Origin of the sequence: Hydrogenophaga defluvii (assembly GCF_042665235.1) — a bacterium.
GTDB lineage: Bacteria > Pseudomonadota > Gammaproteobacteria > Burkholderiales > Burkholderiaceae_C > Hydrogenophaga > Hydrogenophaga defluvii_A.
Genome location: NZ_JBHTBZ010000012.1, coordinates 72,274 through 95,143, shown reverse-complemented (window position 1 = coordinate 95,143; position 22,870 = coordinate 72,274). Strand labels below are relative to the sequence as shown.

The 22,870-nt window shown below is 64.7% G+C and carries 32 protein-coding genes and 1 tRNA gene; 2 read left to right on the top strand and 31 right to left on the bottom strand.

Annotated elements, in window-relative coordinates; all coding sequences use genetic code 11:
- Nucleotides 1-2 precede the first annotated feature (2 nt).
- From ACFQU0_RS05010 to petA, 7 genes are all read right to left on the bottom strand, one after another.
- Nucleotides 3-575 (bottom strand): tyrosine-type recombinase/integrase, encoded by a 573-nt coding sequence (locus ACFQU0_RS05010; protein WP_382199028.1) that lies wholly within the window; start codon nt 573-575, stop codon nt 3-5.
- 136 nt (nt 576-711) lie between these two features.
- A tRNA-Thr gene (locus ACFQU0_RS05005) sits at nt 712-787 on the bottom strand.
- Between the two features lie 24 nt (nt 788-811).
- Nucleotides 812-1,315, bottom strand: a complete 504-nt coding sequence (locus ACFQU0_RS05000) for a ClpXP protease specificity-enhancing factor (RefSeq protein WP_382199027.1) — start codon at nt 1,313-1,315, stop codon at nt 812-814.
- A gap of 20 nt (nt 1,316-1,335) precedes the next feature.
- Nucleotides 1,336-1,947: a glutathione S-transferase N-terminal domain-containing protein gene (locus ACFQU0_RS04995; RefSeq protein WP_382199026.1), complete on the bottom strand. Its 612-nt coding sequence runs from the start codon at nt 1,945-1,947 to the stop codon at nt 1,336-1,338.
- A 100-nt stretch (nt 1,948-2,047) separates the two neighbouring features.
- Nucleotides 2,048-2,803 (bottom strand): cytochrome c1, encoded by a 756-nt coding sequence (locus tag ACFQU0_RS04990; protein WP_382199025.1) that lies wholly within the window; start codon nt 2,801-2,803, stop codon nt 2,048-2,050.
- 20 nt (nt 2,804-2,823) lie between these two features.
- Nucleotides 2,824-4,257 (bottom strand): cytochrome b, encoded by a 1,434-nt coding sequence (locus ACFQU0_RS04985; protein ID WP_382199024.1) that lies wholly within the window; start codon nt 4,255-4,257, stop codon nt 2,824-2,826.
- A gap of 23 nt (nt 4,258-4,280) precedes the next feature.
- The gene (petA, locus tag ACFQU0_RS04980; RefSeq protein ID WP_382199023.1) at nt 4,281-4,877 is read right to left on the bottom strand and encodes a ubiquinol-cytochrome c reductase iron-sulfur subunit; all 597 of its coding nucleotides are present in this window, start codon (nt 4,875-4,877) and stop codon (nt 4,281-4,283) included.
- A gap of 193 nt (nt 4,878-5,070) precedes the next feature.
- On the opposite strand from petA, the gene mscL reads away from it, so the two are divergent.
- Nucleotides 5,071-5,508, top strand: a complete 438-nt coding sequence (mscL, locus tag ACFQU0_RS04975; protein ID WP_382199022.1) for a large conductance mechanosensitive channel protein MscL — start codon at nt 5,071-5,073, stop codon at nt 5,506-5,508.
- Nucleotides 5,509-5,520: 12 nt separating this feature from the next.
- Here mscL and pdxA read toward each other — a convergent pair whose 3' ends face one another.
- From pdxA to ACFQU0_RS04960, 3 genes are read right to left on the bottom strand one after another with little or no spacing between them, the layout of a single operon-like run.
- A complete protein-coding gene (gene pdxA / locus ACFQU0_RS04970; RefSeq protein ID WP_382199021.1) occupies nt 5,521-6,486 on the bottom strand; it encodes a 4-hydroxythreonine-4-phosphate dehydrogenase PdxA in 966 nt (321 codons plus the stop codon).
- Nucleotides 6,483-7,271 carry a Nif3-like dinuclear metal center hexameric protein gene (locus ACFQU0_RS04965; RefSeq protein ID WP_382199020.1) on the bottom strand — a complete coding sequence of 263 codons (789 nt, stop codon included), beginning with the start codon at nt 7,269-7,271 and terminating at the stop codon, nt 6,483-6,485. Before ACFQU0_RS04965 ends, pdxA begins: the two co-directional genes overlap by 4 nt.
- A gap of 30 nt (nt 7,272-7,301) precedes the next feature.
- Nucleotides 7,302-7,463, bottom strand: a complete 162-nt coding sequence (locus ACFQU0_RS04960) for a DUF3149 domain-containing protein (protein WP_382199019.1) — start codon at nt 7,461-7,463, stop codon at nt 7,302-7,304.
- A gap of 137 nt (nt 7,464-7,600) precedes the next feature.
- On the opposite strand from ACFQU0_RS04960, the gene ACFQU0_RS04955 reads away from it, so the two are divergent.
- Nucleotides 7,601-8,749, top strand: coding sequence for a S1C family serine protease (locus ACFQU0_RS04955; RefSeq protein ID WP_382199018.1), 1,149 nt, complete (start codon nt 7,601-7,603; stop codon nt 8,747-8,749).
- A gap of 15 nt (nt 8,750-8,764) precedes the next feature.
- Here the strand turns inward: ACFQU0_RS04955 and tatC are convergent, their stop codons facing one another.
- From tatC to ACFQU0_RS04850, 21 genes are all read right to left on the bottom strand, one after another.
- Nucleotides 8,765-9,559, bottom strand: a complete 795-nt coding sequence (gene tatC, locus ACFQU0_RS04950) for a twin-arginine translocase subunit TatC (protein WP_382199017.1) — start codon at nt 9,557-9,559, stop codon at nt 8,765-8,767.
- Between the two features lie 6 nt (nt 9,560-9,565).
- On the bottom strand, nt 9,566-10,051 hold the full coding sequence (gene tatB, locus ACFQU0_RS04945) for a Sec-independent protein translocase protein TatB (protein ID WP_382199016.1): 486 nt from the start codon (nt 10,049-10,051) through the stop codon (nt 9,566-9,568).
- A 63-nt stretch (nt 10,052-10,114) separates the two neighbouring features.
- On the bottom strand, nt 10,115-10,351 hold the full coding sequence (gene tatA / locus ACFQU0_RS04940) for a Sec-independent protein translocase subunit TatA (RefSeq protein ID WP_382199015.1): 237 nt from the start codon (nt 10,349-10,351) through the stop codon (nt 10,115-10,117).
- Nucleotides 10,352-10,456: 105 nt separating this feature from the next.
- Nucleotides 10,457-10,813: a histidine triad nucleotide-binding protein gene (locus ACFQU0_RS04935; protein ID WP_382199014.1), complete on the bottom strand. Its 357-nt coding sequence runs from the start codon at nt 10,811-10,813 to the stop codon at nt 10,457-10,459.
- The gene (locus ACFQU0_RS04930) at nt 10,810-11,184 is read right to left on the bottom strand and encodes a DUF4870 family protein (RefSeq protein WP_382199013.1); all 375 of its coding nucleotides are present in this window, start codon (nt 11,182-11,184) and stop codon (nt 10,810-10,812) included. The genes ACFQU0_RS04935 and ACFQU0_RS04930 overlap by 4 nt, the downstream gene beginning before the upstream one ends.
- Nucleotides 11,185-11,199: 15 nt before the next feature.
- On the bottom strand, nt 11,200-11,565 hold the full coding sequence (locus tag ACFQU0_RS04925) for a phosphoribosyl-ATP diphosphatase (protein ID WP_382199012.1): 366 nt from the start codon (nt 11,563-11,565) through the stop codon (nt 11,200-11,202).
- A gap of 5 nt (nt 11,566-11,570) precedes the next feature.
- Entirely contained in the window at nt 11,571-11,963 is a 393-nt protein-coding gene (gene hisI, locus ACFQU0_RS04920) for a phosphoribosyl-AMP cyclohydrolase (protein WP_382199011.1), read from the bottom strand.
- 2 nt (nt 11,964-11,965) lie between these two features.
- Complete coding sequence (gene hisF, locus ACFQU0_RS04915) at nt 11,966-12,745, bottom strand: imidazole glycerol phosphate synthase subunit HisF (protein WP_382199010.1); 780 nt, start codon at nt 12,743-12,745, stop codon at nt 11,966-11,968.
- A gap of 12 nt (nt 12,746-12,757) precedes the next feature.
- Nucleotides 12,758-13,603 (bottom strand): D-hexose-6-phosphate mutarotase, encoded by an 846-nt coding sequence (locus ACFQU0_RS04910; protein ID WP_382199009.1) that lies wholly within the window; start codon nt 13,601-13,603, stop codon nt 12,758-12,760.
- Between the two features lie 4 nt (nt 13,604-13,607).
- The gene (hisA, locus tag ACFQU0_RS04905; RefSeq protein WP_382199008.1) at nt 13,608-14,348 is read right to left on the bottom strand and encodes a 1-(5-phosphoribosyl)-5-[(5-phosphoribosylamino)methylideneamino]imidazole-4-carboxamide isomerase; all 741 of its coding nucleotides are present in this window, start codon (nt 14,346-14,348) and stop codon (nt 13,608-13,610) included.
- A 27-nt stretch (nt 14,349-14,375) separates the two neighbouring features.
- Nucleotides 14,376-15,023 carry an imidazole glycerol phosphate synthase subunit HisH gene (gene hisH / locus ACFQU0_RS04900; protein WP_382199007.1) on the bottom strand — a complete coding sequence of 216 codons (648 nt, stop codon included), beginning with the start codon at nt 15,021-15,023 and terminating at the stop codon, nt 14,376-14,378.
- A 13-nt stretch (nt 15,024-15,036) separates the two neighbouring features.
- Nucleotides 15,037-15,654, bottom strand: coding sequence for an imidazoleglycerol-phosphate dehydratase HisB (gene hisB, locus ACFQU0_RS04895; protein WP_382199006.1), 618 nt, complete (start codon nt 15,652-15,654; stop codon nt 15,037-15,039).
- Nucleotides 15,655-15,738: 84 nt separating this feature from the next.
- Nucleotides 15,739-16,839 carry a histidinol-phosphate transaminase gene (gene hisC, locus ACFQU0_RS04890; protein WP_382199005.1) on the bottom strand — a complete coding sequence of 367 codons (1,101 nt, stop codon included), beginning with the start codon at nt 16,837-16,839 and terminating at the stop codon, nt 15,739-15,741.
- A gap of 9 nt (nt 16,840-16,848) precedes the next feature.
- The gene (locus tag ACFQU0_RS04885) at nt 16,849-17,139 is read right to left on the bottom strand and encodes a hypothetical protein (protein ID WP_382199004.1); all 291 of its coding nucleotides are present in this window, start codon (nt 17,137-17,139) and stop codon (nt 16,849-16,851) included.
- Between the two features lie 155 nt (nt 17,140-17,294).
- A complete protein-coding gene (gene hisD, locus ACFQU0_RS04880) occupies nt 17,295-18,653 on the bottom strand; it encodes a histidinol dehydrogenase (protein ID WP_382199003.1) in 1,359 nt (452 codons plus the stop codon).
- A 12-nt stretch (nt 18,654-18,665) separates the two neighbouring features.
- The gene (hisG, locus tag ACFQU0_RS04875) at nt 18,666-19,337 is read right to left on the bottom strand and encodes an ATP phosphoribosyltransferase (protein WP_382199002.1); all 672 of its coding nucleotides are present in this window, start codon (nt 19,335-19,337) and stop codon (nt 18,666-18,668) included.
- Nucleotides 19,334-20,614: a UDP-N-acetylglucosamine 1-carboxyvinyltransferase gene (gene murA, locus ACFQU0_RS04870; RefSeq protein WP_382199001.1), complete on the bottom strand. Its 1,281-nt coding sequence runs from the start codon at nt 20,612-20,614 to the stop codon at nt 19,334-19,336. The genes hisG and murA overlap by 4 nt, the downstream gene beginning before the upstream one ends.
- A 1-nt stretch (nt 20,615) precedes the next feature.
- Nucleotides 20,616-20,861, bottom strand: coding sequence for a BolA family protein (locus ACFQU0_RS04865; RefSeq protein WP_382199000.1), 246 nt, complete (start codon nt 20,859-20,861; stop codon nt 20,616-20,618).
- Between the two features lie 14 nt (nt 20,862-20,875).
- Nucleotides 20,876-21,631: an ABC transporter permease gene (locus tag ACFQU0_RS04860; RefSeq protein WP_382198999.1), complete on the bottom strand. Its 756-nt coding sequence runs from the start codon at nt 21,629-21,631 to the stop codon at nt 20,876-20,878.
- Nucleotides 21,628-22,587 (bottom strand): ABC transporter ATP-binding protein, encoded by a 960-nt coding sequence (locus ACFQU0_RS04855; RefSeq protein ID WP_382198998.1) that lies wholly within the window; start codon nt 22,585-22,587, stop codon nt 21,628-21,630. The genes ACFQU0_RS04860 and ACFQU0_RS04855 overlap by 4 nt, the downstream gene beginning before the upstream one ends.
- A 12-nt stretch (nt 22,588-22,599) precedes the next feature.
- Nucleotides 22,600-22,866, bottom strand: a complete 267-nt coding sequence (locus ACFQU0_RS04850) for an STAS domain-containing protein (RefSeq protein ID WP_382198997.1) — start codon at nt 22,864-22,866, stop codon at nt 22,600-22,602.
- Nucleotides 22,867-22,870 lie beyond the last annotated feature (4 nt).

Genomic DNA, 22,870 nt, shown 5'->3' with positions numbered 1-22,870 from the left:
CGTCAGCCCCGAGCCGTCAACAGCACCCGGTGGGGCACATCGGACACCCCCCGTTCCTCCACCCGCTTGATGGCGGCCAGTAGCTCTATCGGCTCTATCGTGCCTATGTCGCGCGGCCCAAGATAGGGGAACAGGTCTTTCTCAAGGTTGCGCCGTTCCCGGACATAGTGGGTATCGCTCCATTCCAGCCGGTGCAGTTCCAGCCACTCCCGCGCGGTTGCCTCTAACGTGCTGTCGCCTGCCACCCGTTCGCGCAGCTTGTCGACACGCCGCGATTGCACCGGGTCGATACCCTCCGACTTCTGCAACTTCGCCGCATCACGCTTTTTCCGTGCCGCAGGAAGGCCCACCTTCGGATAGCTGCCCAGCGCCATGCGCGATTCTTTGCCATCGGGGTAGAACTTCCAGAACCACCGCTTTGATCCGTTGGGGCTTACTTCAAGGTACAAACCGCCGGAATCAGTGAGGCGTGCACGCTTTTTTCCATCTGGACAGGTGGCGTTTCGGCATTCGGCATCGGTCAGCATCAGCGTTCCCCGGTAGGCCGTTCCCCGGTTATCGGGGAACATGCTCATTTGTTCCCCTGTATGTTCCCCGGTGGCGGATTCGCTGTCAATGGTCACCCCTGCCAGTCCTTAGCGTCTAACCTCTTGTTTTTCCATAGAAAAAGGCCGTTAGGAGTATGTCCCTAACGGCCTTTGAATGAATGAATGGTGCCGCTTGTCGGAATCGAACTGACGACCTACCGCTTACAAGGCGGTTGCTCTACCAACTGAGCTAAAGCGGCGCGGGGCAGATTCTACTTGACGCTTTACTTGACCCGCTTCAGCGCGGGTCGACCGCCAGCAGCGGGCGGCGGCGGCGAACCGTCCTCATCGGCTGAGGCACCTTCTTCGCCCTTGACCAGTTGCAGGCCTTTGGTAGCGTCATCGTCAGCAGGTGCTGCTTCAGCGGCTGGCGCGCCGGCCAACGTTGCGGATGTCGCGGCGGTGGGCGGTGGCGGAAACGCCATGCCCTGCCCGTTTTCACGGGCGTAAATGGCCACGACGTGGGTGATGGGCACGATGATGTCACGAGCCGTACCACCAAAGCGGGCCTTGAACTCCACGTAGTCGTTGCCCAGCTTCAGGCCACTGGTGGCGTCGAAACTGACATTGAGCACGATCTCGTTGTTCTTGACGAACTCGCGTGGCACCTGCACCGAGCCATCGACCTGCACCGCCAGATAGGGGGCAAAACCGTTGTCGGTGCACCATTCGTGCAAAGCACGGATGAGGTAGGGCCGCGTCGAGGGCGTGGATTCGTCCTGGCTCATGGTGTTCAAGGCCGGGCGGCTTACTTGCGCATCACCTTCTCGGACGGCGTCAACGCCTCGATGTAGGCCGGACGCGAGAAGATGCGTTCGGCGTACTTGAGCAGGGGCGCGGCATTTTTGCTGAGTTCGATGCCGTAGTAGTCCAGGCGCCACAGCAGCGGCGCGATGGCGACGTCGAGCATGGAGAAGTTGTCGCCCAGCATGTACTTGTTCTTGAGGAACACTGGGGCCAGTTGGGTCAGGCGGTCACGGATGTGCGCCTTGGCCTTTTCGATGGCCTTGTCGTTGCCCTTGTTGCTGCGGGTCTCCAGCACGGACACATGGGCAAACAGCTCCTTCTCGAAGTTGAGCAGGAACAGGCGCACGCGGGCGCGGTCCACCGGGTCACCGGGCATGAGCTGCGGGTGCGGGAAACGCTCGTCGATGTACTCGTTGATGATGTTCGACTCGTACAGGATGAGGTCGCGCTCGACCAGGATGGGCACCTGGCCGTAGGGGTTCATCACGCTGATGTCTTCCGGCTTGTTGTAGAGGTCCACATCGCGGATCTCGAAATCCATGCCTTTTTCGAACAGAACGAAACGGCAGCGGTGCGAGTAGGGGCAGGTGGTGCCCGAATACAAAACCATCATGATGGGGACTCCTCAAGTGAAAACAGTGGTTGCCATGGACCGTGGCCCAAAGGCAAACCACTGTGGGTGTCCGGGCCACGAGGGTGACCCGGCCAAGTGCTTATTTGACGTCTTTCCAGAACGCCGCGTTCAGGCGCCAGGCGATGATGGTGAACACGCCCAGGAAAATCAGAACCCACACGCCCAGACGCACGCGGTTGTTTTGTTCGGGCTCAGCCATCCACTGCATAAAACCGACCAGATCGCCCACCGCGCGGTCGTATTCGGCCGGGCTCATGGTGCCAGGCTTGACCTGCTCCCAGCCGCGCAGCACCTGCACTTCGTGGCCATGGCTGTCCACCTTGTCGAACACCGGGCGACGCTCGCCTTGCAGCTCCCACAGCACATGGGGCATGCCCACGTTGGGGAAGGCGAGGTTGTTCCAGCCGGTGGGCTTGGTTTCGTCGCGGTAGTAGGTGCGCAGGTAGGTGTAGAGGTAGTCGGCACCGCTGCCGGCGCCGCTGGCGCGCGAACGTGCGACCAAGGTCAGGTCGGGCGGCTGGGCACCAAACCATTCTTTGGCTTGCTGCGGGTTGATCGCGGCATTCATGGTGTCGCCCACCTTGTCGGTGGCAAACGCCAGGTTGTCCTTGATCTGGCGCTCGGTCAGGCCCAGTGCGGTCAGGCGGTTGTAGCGCATGAACGAGGCCGAGTGGCAGTTCAGGCAGTAGTTCACGAACAGCTTGGCGCCGTTTTGCAGGGCGGCCACGTCATTGGTCAGCTTGGGCGCTTTGTCGAGCGCAATGCCCCCGCCAGCAGCCAGGGCGCCGGTGGCGGCACCCAGTGCCAGCATCCAGCCAAGAATCAGCTTTTTCATGTTCTTGTTCTCCAAATATCTCAGTGCGGCTGGAAAGTGACACGGGCAGGCACCGGCTTGGGTTCACCCAGGCGGCTCCACCACGGCATGAGCAGGAAGAAGCCGAAGTAGAACAGGGTACCCACTTGCGACACGCGCTCACCCACCGGCGACGGCGGCAACACCCCAAGGTAACCCAGGATCAGGAAGTTGATCACGAAGACGGTGTAGAGGTAGATGTGCCAACTCGGGCGGTAGCGGATGGACTTGACCGGGCTGTTGTCCAACCAGGGCAGGAAGAACAGGATGACCACGGCGCCGCCCATGGCAACCACACCCCAGAACTTGGCGTCGATGGCCAACATGGCGGCCACCAGCACCAGGGCGCCAATGACAATGCCACCCTTGACGGCCGCGCCAGCCTTGGCCTTGAGCACCCCCAACACGGCACCCAGCAGCACGCAGGCCACCAGCGGGTACATCATTTCGGACGTGATGGCACGCAGCATCGAGTAGAAAGGCGTGAAGTACCAGACCGGGGCGATGTGCAGCGGCGTCACCAGCGGGTTGGCCGGGATGAAGTTGTTGAACTCCAGGAAGTAGCCACCCAGCTCAGGCGCAAAGAAAACGATGGCCGAGAAGACGAACAGGAAGACCGAGACGCCGAAGACGTCGTGCACGGTGTAGTAGGGATGGAAAGGCACGCCATCCAGCGGCTTGCCCTTGGCGTCCTTGGGCGCGTTGGGGCCCTTGATTTCCACGCCGTCGGGGTTGTTGGAACCGACGTCGTGCAGGGCCAGCAAGTGGGCCACCACCAGGCCCAGCAGCACCAGCGGCACGGCGATGACGTGGAAGCTGAAGAAGCGGTTCAGGGTGGCGTCGCCGACCACGAAGTCGCCACGGATCAGCAGCGCCAGGTCGGGTCCGATGAAGGGGATGGCGGAGAACAGGTTGACGATCACCTGGGCGCCCCAGTAGGACATCTGGCCCCAGGGCAGCAGGTAACCCATGAAGGCTTCGGCCATGAGCACCAGGAAGATGGCGCAACCGAACACCCACACCAGCTCGCGCGGCTTGCGGTAGCTGCCGTAGATCAGACCACGGAACATGTGCAGGTACACCACCACGAAGAAAGCGGAGGCGCCGGTGGAGTGCATGTAGCGGATCAACCAGCCCCAGGGCACGTCGCGCATGATGTACTCGACGGAGGCAAAGGCCACAGGCACGCCGGCGCTGTTGACCGATGCGTCGGGCTTGTAGTGCATGACCAGGAAGATGCCGGTCACAATCTGGATCACCAGCACCAACAGGGCCAGCGAGCCAAAGATGTACCAGAAGTTGAAGTTCTTCGGTGCGTAGTACTCCGACATGTGGACGCGATAAGCGTCGAATGCCGTCGGGAACCGGTTTTCGAACCAGTTCGCCAGCTTGGCGCCTGCCGGCGCGTCGGGTGAGATTTCCTTGAATTCAGCCATGGTGTGCCTCAGGGGTGTTCTGGTCAGGCCTTCTTGTCTTCACCCACCAGCAGCGTGGTGTCCGACAGGTAGTGGTGCGGCGGGATTTCGAGGTTGTCGGGTGCCGGCTTGTTCTTGAACACACGACCAGCCACGTCAAAGGTGGAGCCGTGGCAGGCACACAGAAAGCCGCCCTTCCAGTCGTCCGGCAGCGAGGGCTGCGGGCCGGGGGTGAGCTTGTCGCCAGGCGAGCAGCCCAGGTGGGTGCAGATGCCCACGGCCACGAGGTACTCGGGCTTGATGGAGCGGTGGGTGTTCTTGGCGTACTCGGGGGTGGGGTAGGCGGTGCGGTCCGAGTTGGGGTCGGCCAGCTGGGGCTCGACGGCTTTGAGCGACTCCAGTTGCTCGGGCGTACGGCGCAGAATCCACACCGGCTTGCCGCGCCACTCCACCACCAACTTTTCGCCGGGCTGGATGCCGGACACATCGACTTCAACGGCCGCGCCCGCCGCCTTGGCGCGCTCGGAGGGCTGGAAAGTGCTGACAAATGGCACGGCCACGGCAGCGGCACCCGCGCCACCCACGGCGCATGAGGTGATCAGCCAGTTTCGACGGCCGTTGTCTACGGTTGCTTCGCTCATGGGGATCTTTCAATAACGGTCAAAGCGGTGTCGGCGCCGCGTTGGGCACAAACGGGCAGCACCCGTCCGGCAGCGGCTGGCCCAGGACAACGGAGGATTGTAGCGGAGGCTCAACACCGTCTTGAGCACCCCAACGTCATGGGCCGCCAGCTTGGTTCACAATGCGCCACTTGTCCAACTTGGAGAACGATCCATGAGCGTGATGCAGGAATTCAAGGCCTTTGCCGTCAAAGGCAATGTGGTCGATCTGGCGGTCGGTGTGATCATCGGCGCCGCGTTCGGCAAGATCGTTGATTCGCTGGTGGGCGACATCATCATGCCGGTGGTGGGCCTGGTGTTCGGCAAACTGGATTTCAGCAACATGTTTGTCGCGCTGGGCACCGTGCCCGAAGGCACCGCGCCCACGCTGGCGGCCGTCAAGGCAGCCGGCATTCCCGTGCTGGCTTACGGGAACTTCATCACCATCGCGCTGAATTTTGTGATCCTGGCCTTCATCATTTTTGTGATGGTCAAGCAAATCAACCGCCTCAAGGCCGAAGAAGCCGCCGCGCCAGCCGCACCTGCGGAGCCGCCGCCGACGCCTGAGGACGTGGTGTTGTTGCGCGAGATCCGCGACGCGCTGAAAAAATAACGCCTGCCGGGGTCACCGGCCGCTCATGCGGGCGGCCAGCTCCACCGCCGCGATCAGGCTGGACGGGTCGGCGCGGCCCGTGCCCGCCAGATCAAACGCGGTGCCGTGGTCGGGGCTGGTGCGCAACAGCGGCAGCCCCAGGGTGACGTTCACGCCATGGGCCAGCCCCATGTACTTGACGGGAATGAGTCCCTGATCGTGGTACATGGCCACCACCACATCGAAGGCACCTTCTCGCGCCCGCATGAACACCGTGTCGGGTGCGTGGGGGCCGCTGGCTTCGATGCCCTCGGCCCGCGCCTGGGCCACGGCCGGGGCAATCACCTCGATCTCCTCACGCCCAAACAGCCCGCCCTCGCCCGCGTGCGGGTTGAGGCCCGCCACGGCGATGCGCGGCGGCGCCAGGCCCAGCCGCGCCCAGTGCGCTGCCGTGATGCGCAAGGTCTCCAGCACGTTGGCGTGGGTCACCGCCTCGATGGCCTGGCGCAACGACACATGGATGCTGACCAGCACGGTCTTGAGCTCGGGATTGGCCAGCATCATGCGCACAGGCAACCGCGCCACCGGCACGCCCAGGTGTTCGGCCGCCAGCGCCTGCAGCATTTCGGTGTGACCTGGGAAGGGCACACCTGCCGCCGCCAGCGCCTCTTTGTGGATGGGTGCGGTGACCACACCCGCCGCCCTGCCGGCCAGCGCTTCGCGCGTGGCCCATTCGATGCAGTCGGCCGCAGCCCGCCCTGCGTGTGCGCTGACACGGCCCCATGGCGCAGGCTCTGCGACCTGGGTGGCCTGCACCAATGGCATGGCCACGGTGTCGCAGCCAAGACAAACGCGTGCCCGCGCCATCGTGGCCGCATCGCCCGCCACCACACAACGCTGGGCCAGGTCGGGCCGGTCGCGAAACAGCATGGCGATCAGTTCCGGCCCCACGCCGGCGGGGTCGCCCATGGTCACCAGCAGGGGCAGCGACGCGCTCATGCCGGGTTGGGAATGTCAATGAAGGTGTGGACCAGCCCCAAACGCTGGGCCACCAGGCCTGCCACCGCAGGGGCGCCAAAGCGCTCGCTGGCGTGGTGGCCACACGCGATGTAGGCCACGCCGCACTCTCGCGCGTAGTGGGCCTGGGGTTCGGAAATTTCGCCGGTCACGAACACATCGGCGCCGGCGGCGATGGCGGTCTCGAAGTAGGACTGCGCGCCGCCCGTGCACCAGGCGATGCGTTGCGGCGCCCGGCCCGGCGCATCGATGCAGGTGACCGTGCGGCCCAGCCGCGATTCAATGTGGCGCGCCAGATCGAGTGCGCTGCCGTGTGCCACCGTGCTGCGCCCCAGCCAGCCCAGCGCCTGTTCGCCAAACCGGCCCTGTGGCGCGTCATCGGCCACCCAGCCCAGGCGGGCGGCCAACTGCGCGTTGTTGCCCCATTGTGGGTGAGCATCCAATGGCAGGTGGTAGGCGATCAGATTGATGTCGTGCGCCAGCAGGCGGGCCACGCGCTGTTTCATCCAGCCAGTCAGCCGGCCATCGTGGCCGCGCCAAAACAGGCCATGGTGCACCAGGATGGCATCGGCACCTGCGGCAATGGCCGCGTCAATGAGCGCCAAGCTGGCGGTGACGCCACTGACGATGTGACGCACCTGCTCGCGCCCCTCGACCTGCAGACCGTTGGGGCCGTAGTCGCGGAACAGCGATGGCTGCAGCAGGGCGTCGAACGCCTCCACCAACTGTGAACGGGTGCAGGGGGCAGGCGGGGCGGCGGGTTGCATCGCGCTATTTTGACAGCGCGCCCGCTCACCTCAAGGTTGGGTGCGCGCTTCGCGCGCAGCGTTCGCCGCGTCCTCGGCCATCTTGCGCTTGAAAAAACGCGAGAACCAGAAACCCATGAAGATGGTGAACGCAATCACGCCCAGGCTGAACAAACCGTAGTCGGTGGAAAAAAGATCAACAATGGCTTTCATGGCGGTGTGTCCTCAGACGGTGCTTGCAAGTGCGCACAGTGGACCTCAACTGCTTCTGTCCGTCTTTGAGCCAAGTCAAGCCGGCGCTTTGACCGACAATCCCCACCACACACCGCACCCCACTGCAGACCCGCCCCATGAAACGACTCTGGCTTCTTTTTGCCCAAACCGCCACCGTGTTGCTGGCCGCCTACTTTGTGGTCGCGACACTCAAGCCCCAATGGCTGGACCGCCGGCCCACCGTGGCCGGCATCGTGCCAGTGATCGAGGCCCCCAGCGGCGGCAGCGGTGGCGGCACGCGCGAAGGCGGCTTTCGGGCTGCCGCCCAGGCCGCCGCCCCCGCTGTGGTCAGCATCAACACCAGCAAGGCGCGCAGCCGCCACCCCAACAGCAACGACCCCTGGTTCCGCTTCTTTTTTGGCGACCAAGACGAATCCCAAGCCCAGGCAGGCCTGGGTTCGGGCGTGATCGTGAGCCCCGCCGGCTACATCCTCACCAACAACCATGTGATTGCCGAAGCCGACGACATCGAGGTGGTGCTCAACGACGGCCGGCGCACCCTGGCCCAGGTCATTGGGACCGACCCCGAGTCGGACCTGGCTGTGCTCAAGGTGGACCTGCCTGAGTTGCCGGTGATCACCCTGGGCGACTCCAACGCCCTGCACGTGGGCGACGCCGTGCTGGCCATCGGTAACCCCTTTGGTGTGGGCCAGACGGTGACCAGTGGCATCGTCAGCGCGCTGGGCCGCACCCAGCTGGGCATCAACACCTTCGAGAACTTCATCCAGACCGATGCCGCCATCAACCCAGGCAACTCGGGTGGCGCGTTGGTGGATGGCAATGGCCACCTGATGGGCATCAACACCGCGATCTACTCGCGCTCGGGCGGCTCCATGGGCATCGGTTTTGCCATCCCCTCGGCCACCGCACGCACGGTTCTGGATGCCATCGTGCGCGATGGCCAGGTGATCCGTGGCTGGATTGGCGTGGAACCCCAGAACCTCAGCCCCGAACTGGCCCAGAGTTTTGGCATCAAAAGCGACGAGGGCGTGATCATCACGGGCGTGCTGCAAAACGGCCCTGCGGCCCAAGCGGGCATCCGCCCCGGCGACGTGATCACGGCGGTCAACGGCGTCAAGGTCAACACGGTGCCGGAGTTGCTGGGCGCGGTGGCGGCACTCACGCCCGGACAGGCCGCGCCGTTGGACGTGACGCGTCGCGACACGCGCCAGCAGGTGCAAATCGTTCCGGCACAACGCCAGCCGTTGCGCCGCGCTGGCCGCTGACCCGTCGGTTGCCTGTCAGCTCGGGTCGGTGCGATCGGACGGCGCGTCCGGCGCCGCACTCGCTTTGGTGAACCAGCGCGCACCCCAAATGCCCAGCTCGTAGAGGATGCACATGGGCACGGCCAGGGCCAGCTGCGAAATCACGTCGGGCGGCGTGACCACGGCCGCGATGACAAAAGCCAGCACGATGAAATAGCCCCGGAATTCCTTGAGCTTTTCAATGCTGACCATGTTGAGCCGCACCAGCAGGATGACCACAATGGGCACCTGGAAAGCGAGCCCAAAGGCCAGGTACAGCGACAGGATGGCCTCGACGTAGGAGGCAATGTCGGGCGTGGCGGCCACGCTGGCGGGCGTGAACTGCTGGATGAAGCCAAACATCTTGTCGAGCACAAAAAACTGCACAAAACCGATGCCGATGTAGGCCAACAGGCTGCCCACCACAATGAGTGGCATGGCGAACTTCTTCTCGTGGCTGTACAGGCCGGGGGCCACAAAGGCCCACATCTGGTACATCAGCCAGGGCAGCGACATCAGCACCGCCGCCATGCCCAACACCTTGATGGGCACAAAAAATGGGGAGAACACGCCCACCGCAATCAGCTTGGCATCGGGCGGCATGTGGGCCCGGATGGGCACGGCGATCAGATCGATCAGGCCGCTGGGGCCGGGCCAGATGGCCAGCAAGGCCATGCACACGGCCAAACCGTAGACGCAATAGAGCAGGCGGTCGCGCAGCTCCATGAGGTGCTGGACGAACGGCTGTTCGGTGCCGGCCAGCTCGTCGGCCGGATCGGGTTTGTTGGACATGCGGGTTTATTGAACAGGACGGCTGCGGGGGCGGAAACGCGCCACCCGCGCAGCGCCAGACTGCGCACGGGTGCGGGTGCCCGTGCGGGCCTTGAACCACTGCGGCACGGCCTTTTGTTTGAGGCGGAAATTCTTCTTGGGGTGGCGGTACTCGGGCGGCGGCGGGGTCCAGCTGTTCAAGGCGTCGGTCCCGGACGCGCTGTCCTCCAAGCCTGCGGTGGCCTCCGACCACGATTTCTCGAAATCGCTGGCGCTGGTCTGCACACTGCTCTCGACGTCGCGCGCGGCCGACTCGACCGTGTCCTTCATCTTTTTGAGCTCTTCGAGGTCCATGGAGCGGTTGACCTCGGCCTTGACATCGGCGACGTAGCGTTGCGCCTTGCCCAGCAGCGCGCCCACCGTGCGCGCCACACGCGGCAGCTTTTCGGGCCCGATCACGATCAAAGCCACCGCCCCAATGAGGGCGATTTTGGAAATACCCAGGTCAATCATGCGGAAGGGACACCGGCAACAGCGTCAGAAAAGAGGGCAACCAACGGGGTCACCCGGGCAGGCTCAGCTTTTCTGCTTGGCTTCGACGTCGATGGTGGTTTTGGTGGTGTCTTGTGCCACCTGACCGGCCGCTGGTGCATTGGCGTCGGCGGCGGGTTGCCCCCCCTCTTTGATGCCATCCTTGAAGCCCTTGACCGCACCGCCGAGGTCGGAACCGATGTTCTTGAGTTTTTTGGTGCCAAACACCATGACCACGATCAACAGAACAATCAGCCAATGCCAAATGGAAAAGCTACCCATGATGTATCTCCTGTGGGGATGTGCCCCGAACTGTCTCGGATTCTAAAGCTTGGGGTGGCCCGTTCGATGACAAGGGGCAAATACCGCCCCCGGGGTGCCCCACCCTCAGCCGCGTGCCCAAGGGCGCGGCCCACCCATCACGTGGATGTGCAGGTGGTGGATTTCCTGGCCGCCTTCGGTGCCGGTGTTGGTCACGATGCGAAAGCCCCCTTCGGGGTAAGGGCGGCAGCCCTGCTCCAGCGCCAAGCGCGGCGCCAGCGCCATCATGTGGCCCAACAGGCCTGCGTCTTCGGGCGTGACCTGGGCCATGGAGGCGATGTGTCGCTTGGGCACCATCAAAAAGTGCACCGGCGCCCACGGATGGATGTCGTGGAAGGCAAACACGTGTTCGTCTTCATAGACTTTTTTGCTCGGTATCTGGCCTGCAACAATTTTGCAGAACAAGCAGTTGTCAACACTCATGCGGGAATCTCCATGGGCTGGCCCGCATTCATGCGGACCATGCCTTTGACGATGCGGTAGAGGAACCAGACCGAGATCACGGCCCACGCGATCCAGCCGGGCAAGAAAAACAGCAGCCACAGCGGCACGGTGACGAGATAGAGCACCGCCGCCCACAACACGCTGCGCAGGCGCCAGCTGAAGTGGCTGGCATGCCAGGTACCTTCGGCCTCGCCGCGTTTCGCCAAATCAATGACCAGCGCCACGATCAGCAAAGTGGGCCCCCATTGCCCACCAGGCACCACCGCACTGACCGCCACGATGAGGTGGAGCACATAACTGATGGTGCCCACGGTGTTGAGGCTGCGCAGGCGTTCGGTCGTGTTGTCCATGGGTGATGGCCTCCTTCAGCCTTCGGATTCCCGCGCCTGCGCCTTGCGCAAGGCCTTTTCTTCCAGGCCGCTCAGGCCTTCGCGACGCACCAGCTCGGCCACCACATCTGCGGGGCTTAGGCCGTAGTGGGCCAGCGCGATCATGGAGTGGAACCACAGGTCGGCCACCTCGCCCACCAGTTTGGTCTTGTCGCCACCGTGATCGCAGTCCTTGGCGGCCATCACGGTCTCGGTAGCTTCCTCGCCGATTTTTTTCAGAAATGCGTCGGGCCCTTTGTGCAGCAAACGCGCGACGTAGCTTTTGTCGGGGTCGCCGCCGTGGGCCGGCTTGCGGCTTTCGATGACGGCCGCCAGGCGGTCCAGGGAATCGGTGGAACTCATGGGGCTCATTTGTAGATGGATGCCGGGTCTTTCAAGACCGGATCAACCGGCGTCCAGACACCGTCTTTGAAGACGCTGTAGAAGCAGCTGTGGCGGCCGGTGTGGCAGGCGATGCCAGGTTCGTGGCCAGTCTGGGTGACGCTGAGCAGCACCACGTCGTTGTCGCAGTCGATGCGGATCTCGTGCACGGTCTGCACGTGGCCCGATTCTTCACCCTTGAACCACAGCTTGCCGCGCGAGCGGCTGAAATAGACCGCCCGACCCAGCTCGGCCGTTTTGGCCAGCGCCTCGCGGTTCATCCAGGCGAACATCAGCACGTCCTTGCTGCCCTGCTCTTGCGCGATCACGGGCACCAGCCCTTGCGCGTCCCATTTGACGGCGTCCAGCCAGGCGCTCATGGTCACAGTCTCACCGGAATGCCAAGGTTGGCCATGTGGCGCTTGGCCTGGCCCACGGTGTATTCGCCGTAGTGGAAGATGCTGGCGGCCAGCACCGCATCGGCGCCGCCGGCCTGCACGCCAGCGGCCAAATGGTCGAGATTGCCCACGCCGCCCGAGGCGATCACCGGCACATCCACCGCTTCGCTGACGCTGCGGGTGAGTTCGAGATCGAAGCCGGCCTTGGTGCCATCGCGATCCATGCTGGTCAGCAGAATTTCACCGGCACCAAAATCGGCCATCTGTTTGGCCCACGCGATGGCGTCCAGGCCCGTGTTCTTGCGCCCGCCATGGCTGTAGACGTCCCAGCCCTCGCCGCGGTCCATCACATCGGTGCCAAAGCGGCGCTTGGCGTCGATGGCCACCACGATGCACTGCGCGCCGTACTTGTCGGACGCGTCGCGGATGACCTCCGGGTTGGCGATGGCAGCGGAGTTGAAGCTGGTCTTGTCGGCGCCGGCATTGAGCAGGCGGCGCACGTCTTCGACCGTGCGCACGCCACCGCCCACGGTCAGGGGGATGAAGACCTGCGAGGCCACGGCCTCGATGATGTGCAGGATCAGATCACGCCCGTCGGAGGTGGCGGTGATGTCCAGAAAGGTGAGTTCGTCGGCGCCTTGGTCGTTGTAGCGGGCGGCGATCTCGACCGGATCGCCCGCGTCGCGCAGCTCAACAAAATTGACGCCTTTGACTACGCGACCACCGGTCACGTCGAGGCAGGGGATGATGCGTTTGGCCAGCATGGCGCTATTGTCTCACCCCGTCAGCACATCAAACTGCTGCCAGCCCACCCAGCGTTCGCCGGCCTCGACCGTTGTGGCGGCCAGCACCTGCGCGGCCTCCACACACAGCATGTGCCGGTGCTGCGCTTCCGGCAAATCGGGCAGGCCCCCACCCGGGTTCCAGACCACTGTGTTCGCCCAGGAAGCACATTGGGACACGGTCAGCCCATGTGTGCCGTCCACCAGCCGAAGCGCCTGGTCCGCCGCTGCATAAATGCGGTCGAAAGGCCCATCCAAGGCAATGACCGAGGCACCCCGCCCGGCGACGTCTCGCAGCGAGTCCCACTCGGCCTGTCCGGTCAGCCCCCACAAGCGCGCCTGGCCCAGGTCGTCCACACGCAGGTAGCTGTGTAAGGCGCCGGTGAACGCCCAGGCAGTGTCACCCGGGTTGTGTGCTTCCAGCGCCAGGTGCAGCCGCCGGGCTTGCAGGCGCAGCACCAGGGTCAGCTCGAAGTGATGGGGCCACAAGACCAAGGTCTGTGCGCTGGCCTCCAGGTGCAGGCGCAGTTCGGCATGGTCTTCGGCAGGTTCAAACGCACCCATTCGCCAAGAAACGTTGCGCGCGAAGCCGTGTTTGGGCAGCGGACCTCGCTGGTTGAACTGGGGCCAGCAGATGGGCACCCCGCCACGGATAGCGGTGTGCCCGTCGGCGGCGCTGCCCGGGCTCAGGAACAGGCGCTCGCGCCCGTCCGACACCCACGACAGCACCTGCGCACCTTGTTCGGCCACCAGCAGGCTGTCGCCCTGCGCAAGCGTGACCCGCCAGCAGGGCAAGCCCCGCCACAGCTCGGCGCGGCAAAGGGCCCCGTGAGAGGGCACGGCCTCAGCCGTTGAGTTCGTCGGCCAGACGCTGGCCGGCCTCGAAATCGAGGTCGCCGGTGTAGATGGAGCGACCACAGATCACGCCTTCCACACCTTCGCTCTCAACGTCGCAAAGTTTGCGGATGTCTTCGATGTTGTGCAGGCCACCCGAGGCGATGACCGGGATGCTCAATGCCTGGGCCAGCTTGACGGTGGCCTCGATGTTGATGCCGGTCAGCATGCCGTCACGGCCGATGTCGGTGTAAATCACCGACTCGACGCCGTAGTCCTCGAACTTCTTGGCCAGGTCCACCACTTCGTGGCCTGTGAGCTTGCTCCAGCCGTCGGTGGCCACCTTGCCCTCCTTGGCGTCCAGGCCCACGATGATGTGACCGCCGAAGGCGGTGCAGGCGTCTTGCAGGAAGCCGGGGTTCTTGACGGCGGCGGTGCCAATGATGACGTAGCGCAGGCCGGCATCGAGGTAACGCTCGATCGTGTCGAGATCGCGGATGCCGCCACCGAGCTGCACGTCCACCTCGGAGCCCACCTCTTTCAGGATCTTGCGTATGGCCTGCTCGTTCTTGGGCTTGCCGGCGAAGGCGCCGTTGAGATCGACCAGGTGCACGCGCCGCGCGCCCTTGTCCACCCAGCTGCGGGCCACGGCAGCGGGGTCTTCACCGAAAACGGTGGTCTGGTCCATGTCGCCCTGTTTGAGGCGCACGCATTGGCCGTCTTTCAAGTCAATGGCAGGTATCAGCAGCATGGCAGGTGGTGTGACGCGACGCGCGCGTCAGGGGTTCCAGTGGAGGAAGTTGCGGTAGAGCGCCAAACCTTGGTCGGCGCTCTTCTCGGGGTGAAATTGGGTGGCAAAAATGTTATCGCGGGCCACGGCAGCGGTAAAGCGCTGACCATAGTCTGTTTCGCCCACCGTGTGCGCCGCGTCGTCGGGCCGGGCAAAGTAGCTGTGCACGAAGTAGAAATAAGCGCCGTCCTCGACGCCAGCCCAGATCGGGTGTGGGCGCTGGAACACGCGGTTCCAACCCATCTGCGGCACCTTGTAGCGGCTGCCATCGGGCTGGCGCTGGCCTTCGAGCCGAAAACGTGCCACCTGCCCGGGAATGAGGTTCAGGCCATCGGTGGGGCCTTCTTCGCTGCGGGTGAGCAGCATCTGCATGCCCACACACACGCCGAACAGGGGTTTGTTGGCGGCCGCGTGCAACACCGCTTCCTGCAGGCCGGAGGCGGCCAGCTCGCGCATGCAATCGCCCATGTGGCCCTGGCCAGGCAACACCACACGCTCGGCGTTGAGCACGTCCTGGGCGTTCTGGGTCACCAGCACGTCGAAATCGGTGGCGGCCGCCACGTGTTGCACCGCCTGCGAAACCGAGCGCAGGTTGCCACTGCCGTAGTCCACCACGGCCACTGTCTTGCGTGTCATCGTTGGCAGCGGGTTACAGGGAACCTTTGGTGGAGGGGATCACATCGCCCAGGCGCGGGTCGCGCTCCAGGGCCATGCGCAAAGCACGTGCGAAGGCCTTGAAGATGGTTTCGCACTGGTGGTGGGCGTTCACGCCCTTGAGGTTGTCGATGTGCAGGGTGACACCGGCGTGGTTGACAAAACCCTGGAAGAACTCGAACACCAGCTGCGTGTCGAGCTGGCCGATCATGCCGCTGGTGAAGGCCACGTCCATGTGCAAGCCGGGGCGACCCGAAAAATCGACCACCACCCGGCTCAGGGCCTCGTCCAGCGGCACGTAGGCATGGCCGTAACGGCGGATGCCCTTCTTGTCGCCCACGGCACGTGCAAAAGCCTGGCCGATGGTGATGCCCACGTCCTCCACCGTGTGGTGGCCATCGATGTGCAGGTCGCCTTCGCAGGCGACATCGAGGTCGATCAGGCCATGGCGGGCGATCTGGTCCAGCATGTGGTCGAAGAAACCGATGCCGGTGGCCAGGCGCGCGGCACCGCTGCCATCGAGGTTGATGGCCACGCGGATGCGGGTCTCGCTGGTCTGGCGATCCAGGGCCGCGCTGCGGTCGGGTTGGGAGACGATGAGGTTGGAGGTCATATCAGTGCCGCCCGGCCGCCCGAAGGCGCTGATGCGCCCCCCCGGGGGGCAGCGATACGCGAAGCGATGAGCGTGGGGGTCGTTTCATTTCAGTTGGCGCAGGGCAGACAGCATCTGCGTGTTGTCGTCGGCGGTGCCCACGGTCAAACGCAGGCAGTTGGCCAACAACGGGTGCATTTTAGAAACATTCTTGACCAGCACACCAGCGGCCTTGAGGCCGTCAAAGGCGCGCTGCGCGTCGGGCACGCGCACCAGCACCATGTTGGCCTGGCTGGGAAAGACGCGCGTGCCGGGCAACCGCGCCAATTCAGCCAGCAAGCGCTCGCGCTGGGCACGGATGTCGGCGGCCTGGGCGGCGAACACCTCGGCATGCTCCAACGCGAACAACGCACATTCGGCGTTGAGCACGCTGATGTTGTACGGCGGGCGCACCTTGTCGATCTCGAACACCAGGGCCTGCGGCCCCACCATGTAGCCCAGGCGCACGCCGGCCAGGCCAAACTTGGACAGGGTGCGCATGAGCAGCACATGGCCGTTGGCCGCCGGGTCGCGCTTGATCTCGTCCAGCCAGCTGGCGCTGGAGAAAGGCTGGTAGGCCTCGTCGATGACCACCAGGCCGCCGATGGCGGCGGCCTCCGCGATCAGGCGGCGCATCACGCCCGCGTCCCACAGGTTGGCCGTGGGGTTGTTGGGGTAGGCCAAGTAGGTGATGGCGGGGCGATGCTGGCGGATGGCGCGGGTCATCGCCGCTTCGTCCAGCTCAAAATCGGGCGTCAGATCTACACCATGGAAGGCCAGGCCCTGCAATTGCGCGCTCATGGCATACATCACGAAGCCGGGCAGCGGCGCCACGATGGCGGCACCCGGCACGTCGCAGGCCATGGCCAGCAGCGAAATCAGCTCGTCGGAGCCGTTGCCCAACATCAGCGCGTGGCCGGCCGGCAACCCGATGTGCAGGGCCAGGGCCGCTTTCAGGTCGTCTACCCGTGCGCCGGGGTAGCGGTTGATGGCCACGGCGCCCAGGCGTGCGCCCAACTCGGCCTGCAACGCGGGGGACAGGCGATGGGGGTTTTCCATCGCGTCGAGCTTGAGCAGGCCGGTGGCGTCCTGCACCGCGTAGGCGGCCATGGACTGGATGTCGGTGCGGATGCGCTGGGCCAGCGCGGGGGGCAAGGTCTGGGTCATATCTCGTTCTCAATCGGCGCAACGGTAGCTGCTGGCCAGGGCGTTGGTCATCACCAACTCCACCAGCATGTCGGCTTCGTAGACGCCTTCGTTGCGCTGCAATTCGGCGCGGTACAGCGACACGGCAGACTGTGGTGTCAAGCGCCGCCCCTGCAGGCAAAACAAGGGCTTGCGACCCTGGCGCTGGGCCATCGCGTTGGCCTCTAAGGCGCCTTCCATGACGCCAATCAGGTAGTACTGCGCATGAATCTCGCCGTTCGACTGCAACTGTTCGATGGCGCGCAGCTCGCGGATGCTCATGGCACTCGCTTGCGTGGTCAGCAAGGCCATACACATGCCCCATATCAGCCAGCGTCCCTTCAGCGGTGCATCCATCCGAGGACACCGCCGGGCTGGCTCTGCCAGACGGCTGGTGTCGCTCCTTGGGGGGTGACGCGAAGCGGCGCGGAGGGTACTCATGTCAGGCGCATTTCGGCGGCACGGGCGTGGGCAGTGAGGCCCTCACCATGCGCCAGCACACTGGCGGTGCGGCCCAGCACCTGGGCACCGGCTTCACTCACCTCGATCAGGCTGCTGCGCTTCTGGAAGTCGTACACCCCCAGAGGCGAGCTGAAACGCGCCGTGCCGCTGGTGGGCAACACGTGGTTGGGGCCGGCGCAGTAGTCGCCCAGGCTTTCGCTGGTGAAGGCGCCCAGGAAGATGGCGCCCGCGTGTTTGAGCAGCGGCTCCCAGCGGTGCGGATCGCGACTGCTCACCTCCAGGTGCTCGGGTGCGATGCGGTTGCTGATGTCGCAAGCCTCTTCCATGCTGCGCGTCAGGATCAGCGCGCCCCGGTCGTTGAGGCTTTTTTCGATGATGGCCGCACGTGGCATGGTGGGCAACAGACGGGTGATCTCGCGTTGCACCGCGTCCAGGTAGGCGGCATCGGGACACAGCAGGATGCTTTGCGCCAACTCGTCGTGTTCGGCCTGGCTGAACAGGTCCATGGCCACCCAGTCGGGAGGCGTGCTGCCATCGGCCAGCACCAGGATTTCGCTGGGGCCGGCGATCATGTCGATGCCCACGGTGCCGAACACGCGGCGCTTGGCGCTGGCCACGTAGGCGTTGCCCGGGCCGGTGATCTTGTCCACGGCGGGCACGGTTTGTGTGCCGTAGGCCAGCGCGGCCACGGCTTGGGCGCCGCCGATGGTGAAGGCGCGGGTGACACCGGCCACATAGGCCGCCGCCAGCACCAGCTCGTTGCGTTCGCCACGGGTGGCGGTCGCGCCGCCGCTGCCGCCGGTGGCCACACTGCCGCGCACCGGCGTGGGCACCACCATGATGATTTCGCCCACACCCGCCACGTGGGCCGGCACGGCGTTCATGATCAAGCTGGACGGGTAGGCCGCCTTGCCACCGGGCACATAGATACCCACGCGGTCCAGCGGCGTGACCTTCTGGCCCAGCAAGGTGCCGTCGGCATCGCGGTACTGCCAGCTTTCACCGCAGGCCTTCTTCTGTGCCTCGTGGTAGCTGCGCACACGCTGGGCGGCCGATTGCAAGGCTTCACGTTGCTCAGCGGGCAAGCCATCGAAGGCGGCCTTGAAGTCGGCCTGCGACAGCTCCAGCTGCGCCACCGAAGTGGCCTGCAGGCCGTCAAACCGCGCGGTGTAGTCCAGCACGGCGGCGTCACCGCGTTGTTTCACGTCGGCCAGGATGTCGGCCACCCGCTGCTCGATGCCCGCATCGGTGTCGGCCGACCAATGCTGCAAGGCCTTGAAGCGGGCCTCGAAGTCGGGTTGGGCGGTGGACAGGCGAACGGGCTGGGCGGACATGGCGGGAGGCTTTCAGGCGGGCTGGGCCGCTGTGGCAAAGGCTTCGATGATGGGTTTGATGGTGGCGCGCTTGAGCTTGAGCGCGGCCTGGTTGACCACCAGGCGTGAGCTGATGTCCATGATGCGCTCGACCTCGACCAGGTGGTTGGCCTTCAGGGTGTTGCCAGTGGAGACCAAATCCACAATGGCGTCGGCCAGGCCGGTCAGCGGCGCCAGCTCCATGCTGCCGTAGAGCTTGATCAGGTCCACGTGCACGCCCTTGGCGGAGAAAAACTCGCGGGCGATGGCCGTGTACTTGGTGGCCACGGTCAGGCGTGAGCCCTGGCGCACGGCGGACGCGTAGTCGAAATCGGCGCGCACGGCCACGCTCATGCGGCACTTGGCGATGTTCAGGTCCAGCGGCTGGTACAGGCCACCACCCGCCCCGCCCCACTCCGCCTGGTGCTCGATCAGGGTGTCCTTGCCACACACGCCGAGGTCGGCACCGCCGTACTGCACGTAGGTGGGCACGTCGGAGGCGCGCACCAGCACCACCTGCACGTCGGCGCGGTTGGTGGGCAGGATGAGCTTGCGCGATTTCTCCGGGTCTTCCAGCACCTCGATGCCGGCGGCCTTGAGCAGGGGCAGCGTCTCTTCAAAAATGCGGCCCTTGGACAGCGCGAGGGTGACCAGATCAGGTTTCATGGCTTGACGCGTTCGATGTCCGCGCCCAGCGCGCGCAGCTTGTTTTCCATGCGGTCATAGCCGCGGTCCAGGTGGTAGATGCGGTCCACCGTGGTTTCCCCATCGGCCACCAGACCGGCAATCACCAGGCTGGCCGACGCGCGCAGGTCGGTGGCCATCACGGTGGCGCCCGACAAGCGCGGCACACCAGAGATCAGCGCCACCTTGCCCTCCACCTGGATATCGGCGCCCAGACGCTGCAGCTCCTGCACGTGCATGTAGCGGTTCTCGAAAATCGTTTCGGTCACCTTGCTGGCGCCCTGCGCCACGACGTTGAAGGCCATGAACTGCGCTTGCATGTCGGTGGGGAAACCCGGGTATTCGGTGGTGCGGAAGGTTTGAGCCTTGAGCGCGCCCGCGCCAGGGGAAGCCACGCGCACGCCACCGTCCACACATTCGACCGTGACACCGGCGTCGCGCAGCTTGTCGATCACAGCGTCCATGTGGTCGGCGCGCGCAGCCTTGAGCACCACGTCGCCACCAGCCGCAGCCACCGCGCACAAAAACGTGCCGGCCTCGATGCGGTCGGCCACCACGTGGTGTTCGCAGCCGTGCAGGCGTTCCACGCCCTGGATGCGGATGTGATGGGTGCCGTGGCCTTCGATCTGCGCGCCCATCTTGATGAGCATCTCGGCCAAGTCCACCACCTCGGGCTCTTGCGCCGCGTTCTCCAGCACCGTCTCGCCTTCGGCCAGGCAGGCGGCCATCATGAGGTTTTCGGTACCGGTAACGGTCACCATGTCGGTGCTGATGCGCGCACCTTGCAGACGGGTGCGGCCGGTGGGCAGCGAGGCCTCGATGTAGCCGTGCTCGACCGCGATCACCGCACCCATGGCCTGCAGGCCCTTGATGTGCTGGTCCACCGGGCGTGAGCCGATGGCGCAGCCCCCGGGCAAAGACACCCGTGCGCGGCCAAACCGCGCCAGCAGCGGCCCCAGCGCCAGAATGGAGGCGCGCATGGTTTTGACCAACTCGTAGGGCGCCTCGGCTTTGTCGAGTGCGCCGGCGTTGAGCAGCACTTTGTCGCTGTCAGCTGGGTCGCGCTCTGCGGTCACACCCATGTTGCGGATGAGCTTGAGCATGGTGCTCACGTCCTGCAGCGCGGGAACGTTGTGCAGGGTCACGGCGTCGGCCGTGAGCAGCGCGGCGCACAGTTCGGGCAGGGCTGCGTTCTTGGCGCCCGATACCATGAGCTCACCGTGCAGGCGGTTGCCACCGCGAATGCGCAATTGGTCCATGTCAGCCTTTCGCCACTTGGGCCCATTCGGCCGGTGTGTGGGTTTTCATGGACAAGGCATGCACCTCGTCGGTGTGCATGCGGCTGCCCAGCGTGGCATACACCCGCTGGTGGCGCTGGATGGCGCGTTTGCCTTCGAACTCGGGTGAGACGATCACGGCCGCCCAGTGGCGGCCGTCGCCGATGACTTCGATGTGCTCACAGCGCAGCCCGGCGCTGATGATGGCTTGCAATTCTTCGGCGGTCATAAATCCCTGAAAACTCAGTGTCTGATTTTGTAACCCGTGCGCAGCAGGTGCAGCGCGATGGCGCTGACCACGGCAAAGGCGGTGGCCACGATGGACAGGCTCAGCCAGGGCGAGGCGTCGCTGACACCAAAGAAGCCGTAGCGGAAGCCGTCGATCATGTAGAAAAACGGGTTGAGGTGGCTCACGCGCTGCCAGAACTCGGGCAGCGAATGGATGGAATAGAACACGCCCGACAAAAACGTCAGGGGCATGATGAGGAAGTTCTGGAACACCGCCATCTGGTCGAATTTCTCGGCCCACAAACCGGCGATCAGGCCCAAGACCCCCAACAAGCCCGCGCCGAGCAATGCAAACACCACAATCCACAGCGGCGCCACCCAGGTGGGGCGCCCAAACCAGGCGGTGACCAGCAACACGCCCGCGCCCACCACCAGCCCACGCACCACCGACGAACCCACATAGGCCACAAACCAGGCGCGGTGCGACAGCGGCGTGAGCATCAGGAACACCAAGTTGCCCATCATCTTGCTCTGGATGAGGCTGGACGAGCTGTTCGCAAAAGCGTTTTGCAACACGCTCATCATCACCAACCCAGGCACCAGGAACGCGGTGTAGCTGACGGTGCCGTAGACGGTGACGCGGCCTTCGAGCACGTGGCCGAAGATCAGCATGTAGAGCAGCGCGGTGACCACGGGCGCCACCACGGTCTGGAAAGCGACCTTCCAGAAACGCAGAATTTCCTTGTAAAAAAGCGTCTGCCAACCGGTCATGGTGCGACCTCCTCGGTGGGAGGCATCGGTGCCATCGGTGCCGTGGTGGCAGATGCTCCGGACATCACGTCCAGGAAAACGTCTTCCAGGTCCGCCTTGCGGATCTCAATGTCGTCCACCGCCACGCCGGCCTCGCGCACGCGGGCCAGAATGCGTTCCACCTCGGCCGCGTTGTGGGCCGGCAGCTGCACCACCCGACCGGTGACACGCGCCACAGCAGCCAGATCGGCCGGCAGGTTGTGGTCGGTTTTGAAGCGCAGCACGTTGGACGAAGCGCGGCTGAGCAGGTCGGAGGTTTTTTCGAGCGCCACCACCTCGCCCTTTTTGAGCATGGCAATGCGACCGCACAGCGCCTCGGCCTCTTCCAGGTAGTGGGTGGTCAGCAGCACGGTGCTGCCTTGGGTCTTGTTGAGCTGGGACACAAACTGCCACAACGTCTGCCGCAGTTCCACGTCCACCCCCGCCGTGGGCTCGTCCAGCACGATGACCGGCGGCTTGTGGACCAGGGCCTGGGCCACCAGCACACGCCGCTTCATGCCGCCCGACAGCTGGCGCATGTTGGCACCGGCCTTGTCCGCCAGACCCAGGCCTTCGAGCAGTTCGTCGATCCAGGCGTCGTTGCCTTTGATACCGAAATAGCCGGACTGGATGCGCAACGTTTCGCGGACGTTGAAAAAGGGGTCAAACACCAGCTCTTGAGGCACCACGCCAAGCTGGCGCCGAGCGGCGGCAAAGTCGCTCACCACGTCGTGCCCGTGCACACGCACATGGCCGCCGCTGGCGCGCGACAAGCCCGCCAAGATGCTGATGAGGGTGGTTTTACCGGCCCCGTTGGGACCGAGTAGGCCAAAAAACTCGCCTGCCTGGATGTCGAAGCTCACGCCCTTGAGGGCTTGCAGTTCGCCACGCGGCGTGGCGTAGTTCTTGGAAACGTTCTGGAAGGAGACAGCGGGCATGGACCGGCGATTTTACGCCGGCAGCAGTTCGCCCACGCCGTAGAGGGCCACCAGCTCGGCCAGACGAGGCGGCACCCGAGACAAGGACAGCGCGCGGCCCTGCTGCAACAAACGCCGACGCAAGGCCAACAGCGTGGCCAGCGCGGCGGAGTCGAAATCCCGCAGCGCAGCGGCATCCACACACACCGGCCCGCCCACCGGCAACCGCGCGACCAGTTCCGTCAGGCAGGCAGATGCCTCCAGGTGGGTCAGGCGTTCGGGCAGTTGCAATTCGCTCATGCCG

Coding starts and splice junctions, on each gene's coding strand:
- ACFQU0_RS04860 (WP_382198999.1), bottom strand. CDS start 21,631: ATGACCGGTTGGCAGACGCTTTTTTACAAGGAAATTCTGCGTTTCTGG.
- tatB (WP_382199016.1), bottom strand. CDS start 10,051: ATGATTGACCTGGGTATTTCCAAAATCGCCCTCATTGGGGCGGTGGCT.
- mscL (WP_382199022.1), top strand. CDS start 5,071: ATGAGCGTGATGCAGGAATTCAAGGCCTTTGCCGTCAAAGGCAATGTG.
- ACFQU0_RS04850 (WP_382198997.1), bottom strand. CDS start 22,866: ATGAGCGAATTGCAACTGCCCGAACGCCTGACCCACCTGGAGGCATCT.
- hisI (WP_382199011.1), bottom strand. CDS start 11,963: ATGAGCGCCTGGCTGGACGCCGTCAAATGGGACGCGCAAGGGCTGGTG.
- hisC (WP_382199005.1), bottom strand. CDS start 16,839: ATGACCCAGACCTTGCCCCCCGCGCTGGCCCAGCGCATCCGCACCGAC.
- ACFQU0_RS04925 (WP_382199012.1), bottom strand. CDS start 11,565: ATGAGTTCCACCGATTCCCTGGACCGCCTGGCGGCCGTCATCGAAAGC.
- petA (WP_382199023.1), bottom strand. CDS start 4,877: ATGAGCGAAGCAACCGTAGACAACGGCCGTCGAAACTGGCTGATCACC.
- ACFQU0_RS04965 (WP_382199020.1), bottom strand. CDS start 7,271: ATGCAACCCGCCGCCCCGCCTGCCCCCTGCACCCGTTCACAGTTGGTG.
- ACFQU0_RS04930 (WP_382199013.1), bottom strand. CDS start 11,184: ATGGACAACACGACCGAACGCCTGCGCAGCCTCAACACCGTGGGCACC.
- ACFQU0_RS05010 (WP_382199028.1), bottom strand. CDS start 575: ATGAGCATGTTCCCCGATAACCGGGGAACGGCCTACCGGGGAACGCTG.
- hisF (WP_382199010.1), bottom strand. CDS start 12,745: ATGCTGGCCAAACGCATCATCCCCTGCCTCGACGTGACCGGTGGTCGC.
- tatC (WP_382199017.1), bottom strand. CDS start 9,559: ATGTCCAACAAACCCGATCCGGCCGACGAGCTGGCCGGCACCGAACAG.
- murA (WP_382199001.1), bottom strand. CDS start 20,614: ATGGACCAATTGCGCATTCGCGGTGGCAACCGCCTGCACGGTGAGCTC.
- hisG (WP_382199002.1), bottom strand. CDS start 19,337: ATGAAACCTGATCTGGTCACCCTCGCGCTGTCCAAGGGCCGCATTTTT.
- ACFQU0_RS04960 (WP_382199019.1), bottom strand. CDS start 7,463: ATGAAAGCCATTGTTGATCTTTTTTCCACCGACTACGGTTTGTTCAGC.
- pdxA (WP_382199021.1), bottom strand. CDS start 6,486: ATGAGCGCGTCGCTGCCCCTGCTGGTGACCATGGGCGACCCCGCCGGC.
- hisH (WP_382199007.1), bottom strand. CDS start 15,023: ATGACACGCAAGACAGTGGCCGTGGTGGACTACGGCAGTGGCAACCTG.
- hisA (WP_382199008.1), bottom strand. CDS start 14,348: ATGCTGCTGATACCTGCCATTGACTTGAAAGACGGCCAATGCGTGCGC.
- ACFQU0_RS04995 (WP_382199026.1), bottom strand. CDS start 1,947: ATGATGGTTTTGTATTCGGGCACCACCTGCCCCTACTCGCACCGCTGC.
- hisD (WP_382199003.1), bottom strand. CDS start 18,653: ATGTCCGCCCAGCCCGTTCGCCTGTCCACCGCCCAACCCGACTTCGAG.
- ACFQU0_RS05000 (WP_382199027.1), bottom strand. CDS start 1,315: ATGAGCCAGGACGAATCCACGCCCTCGACGCGGCCCTACCTCATCCGT.
- tatA (WP_382199015.1), bottom strand. CDS start 10,351: ATGGGTAGCTTTTCCATTTGGCATTGGCTGATTGTTCTGTTGATCGTG.
- ACFQU0_RS04935 (WP_382199014.1), bottom strand. CDS start 10,813: ATGAGTGTTGACAACTGCTTGTTCTGCAAAATTGTTGCAGGCCAGATA.
- hisB (WP_382199006.1), bottom strand. CDS start 15,654: ATGACCTCCAACCTCATCGTCTCCCAACCCGACCGCAGCGCGGCCCTG.
- ACFQU0_RS04955 (WP_382199018.1), top strand. CDS start 7,601: ATGAAACGACTCTGGCTTCTTTTTGCCCAAACCGCCACCGTGTTGCTG.
- ACFQU0_RS04865 (WP_382199000.1), bottom strand. CDS start 20,861: ATGACCGCCGAAGAATTGCAAGCCATCATCAGCGCCGGGCTGCGCTGT.
- ACFQU0_RS04990 (WP_382199025.1), bottom strand. CDS start 2,803: ATGAAAAAGCTGATTCTTGGCTGGATGCTGGCACTGGGTGCCGCCACC.
- ACFQU0_RS04855 (WP_382198998.1), bottom strand. CDS start 22,587: ATGCCCGCTGTCTCCTTCCAGAACGTTTCCAAGAACTACGCCACGCCG.
- ACFQU0_RS04985 (WP_382199024.1), bottom strand. CDS start 4,257: ATGGCTGAATTCAAGGAAATCTCACCCGACGCGCCGGCAGGCGCCAAG.
- ACFQU0_RS04885 (WP_382199004.1), bottom strand. CDS start 17,139: ATGAGCATCCGCGAGCTGCGCGCCATCGAACAGTTGCAGTCGAACGGC.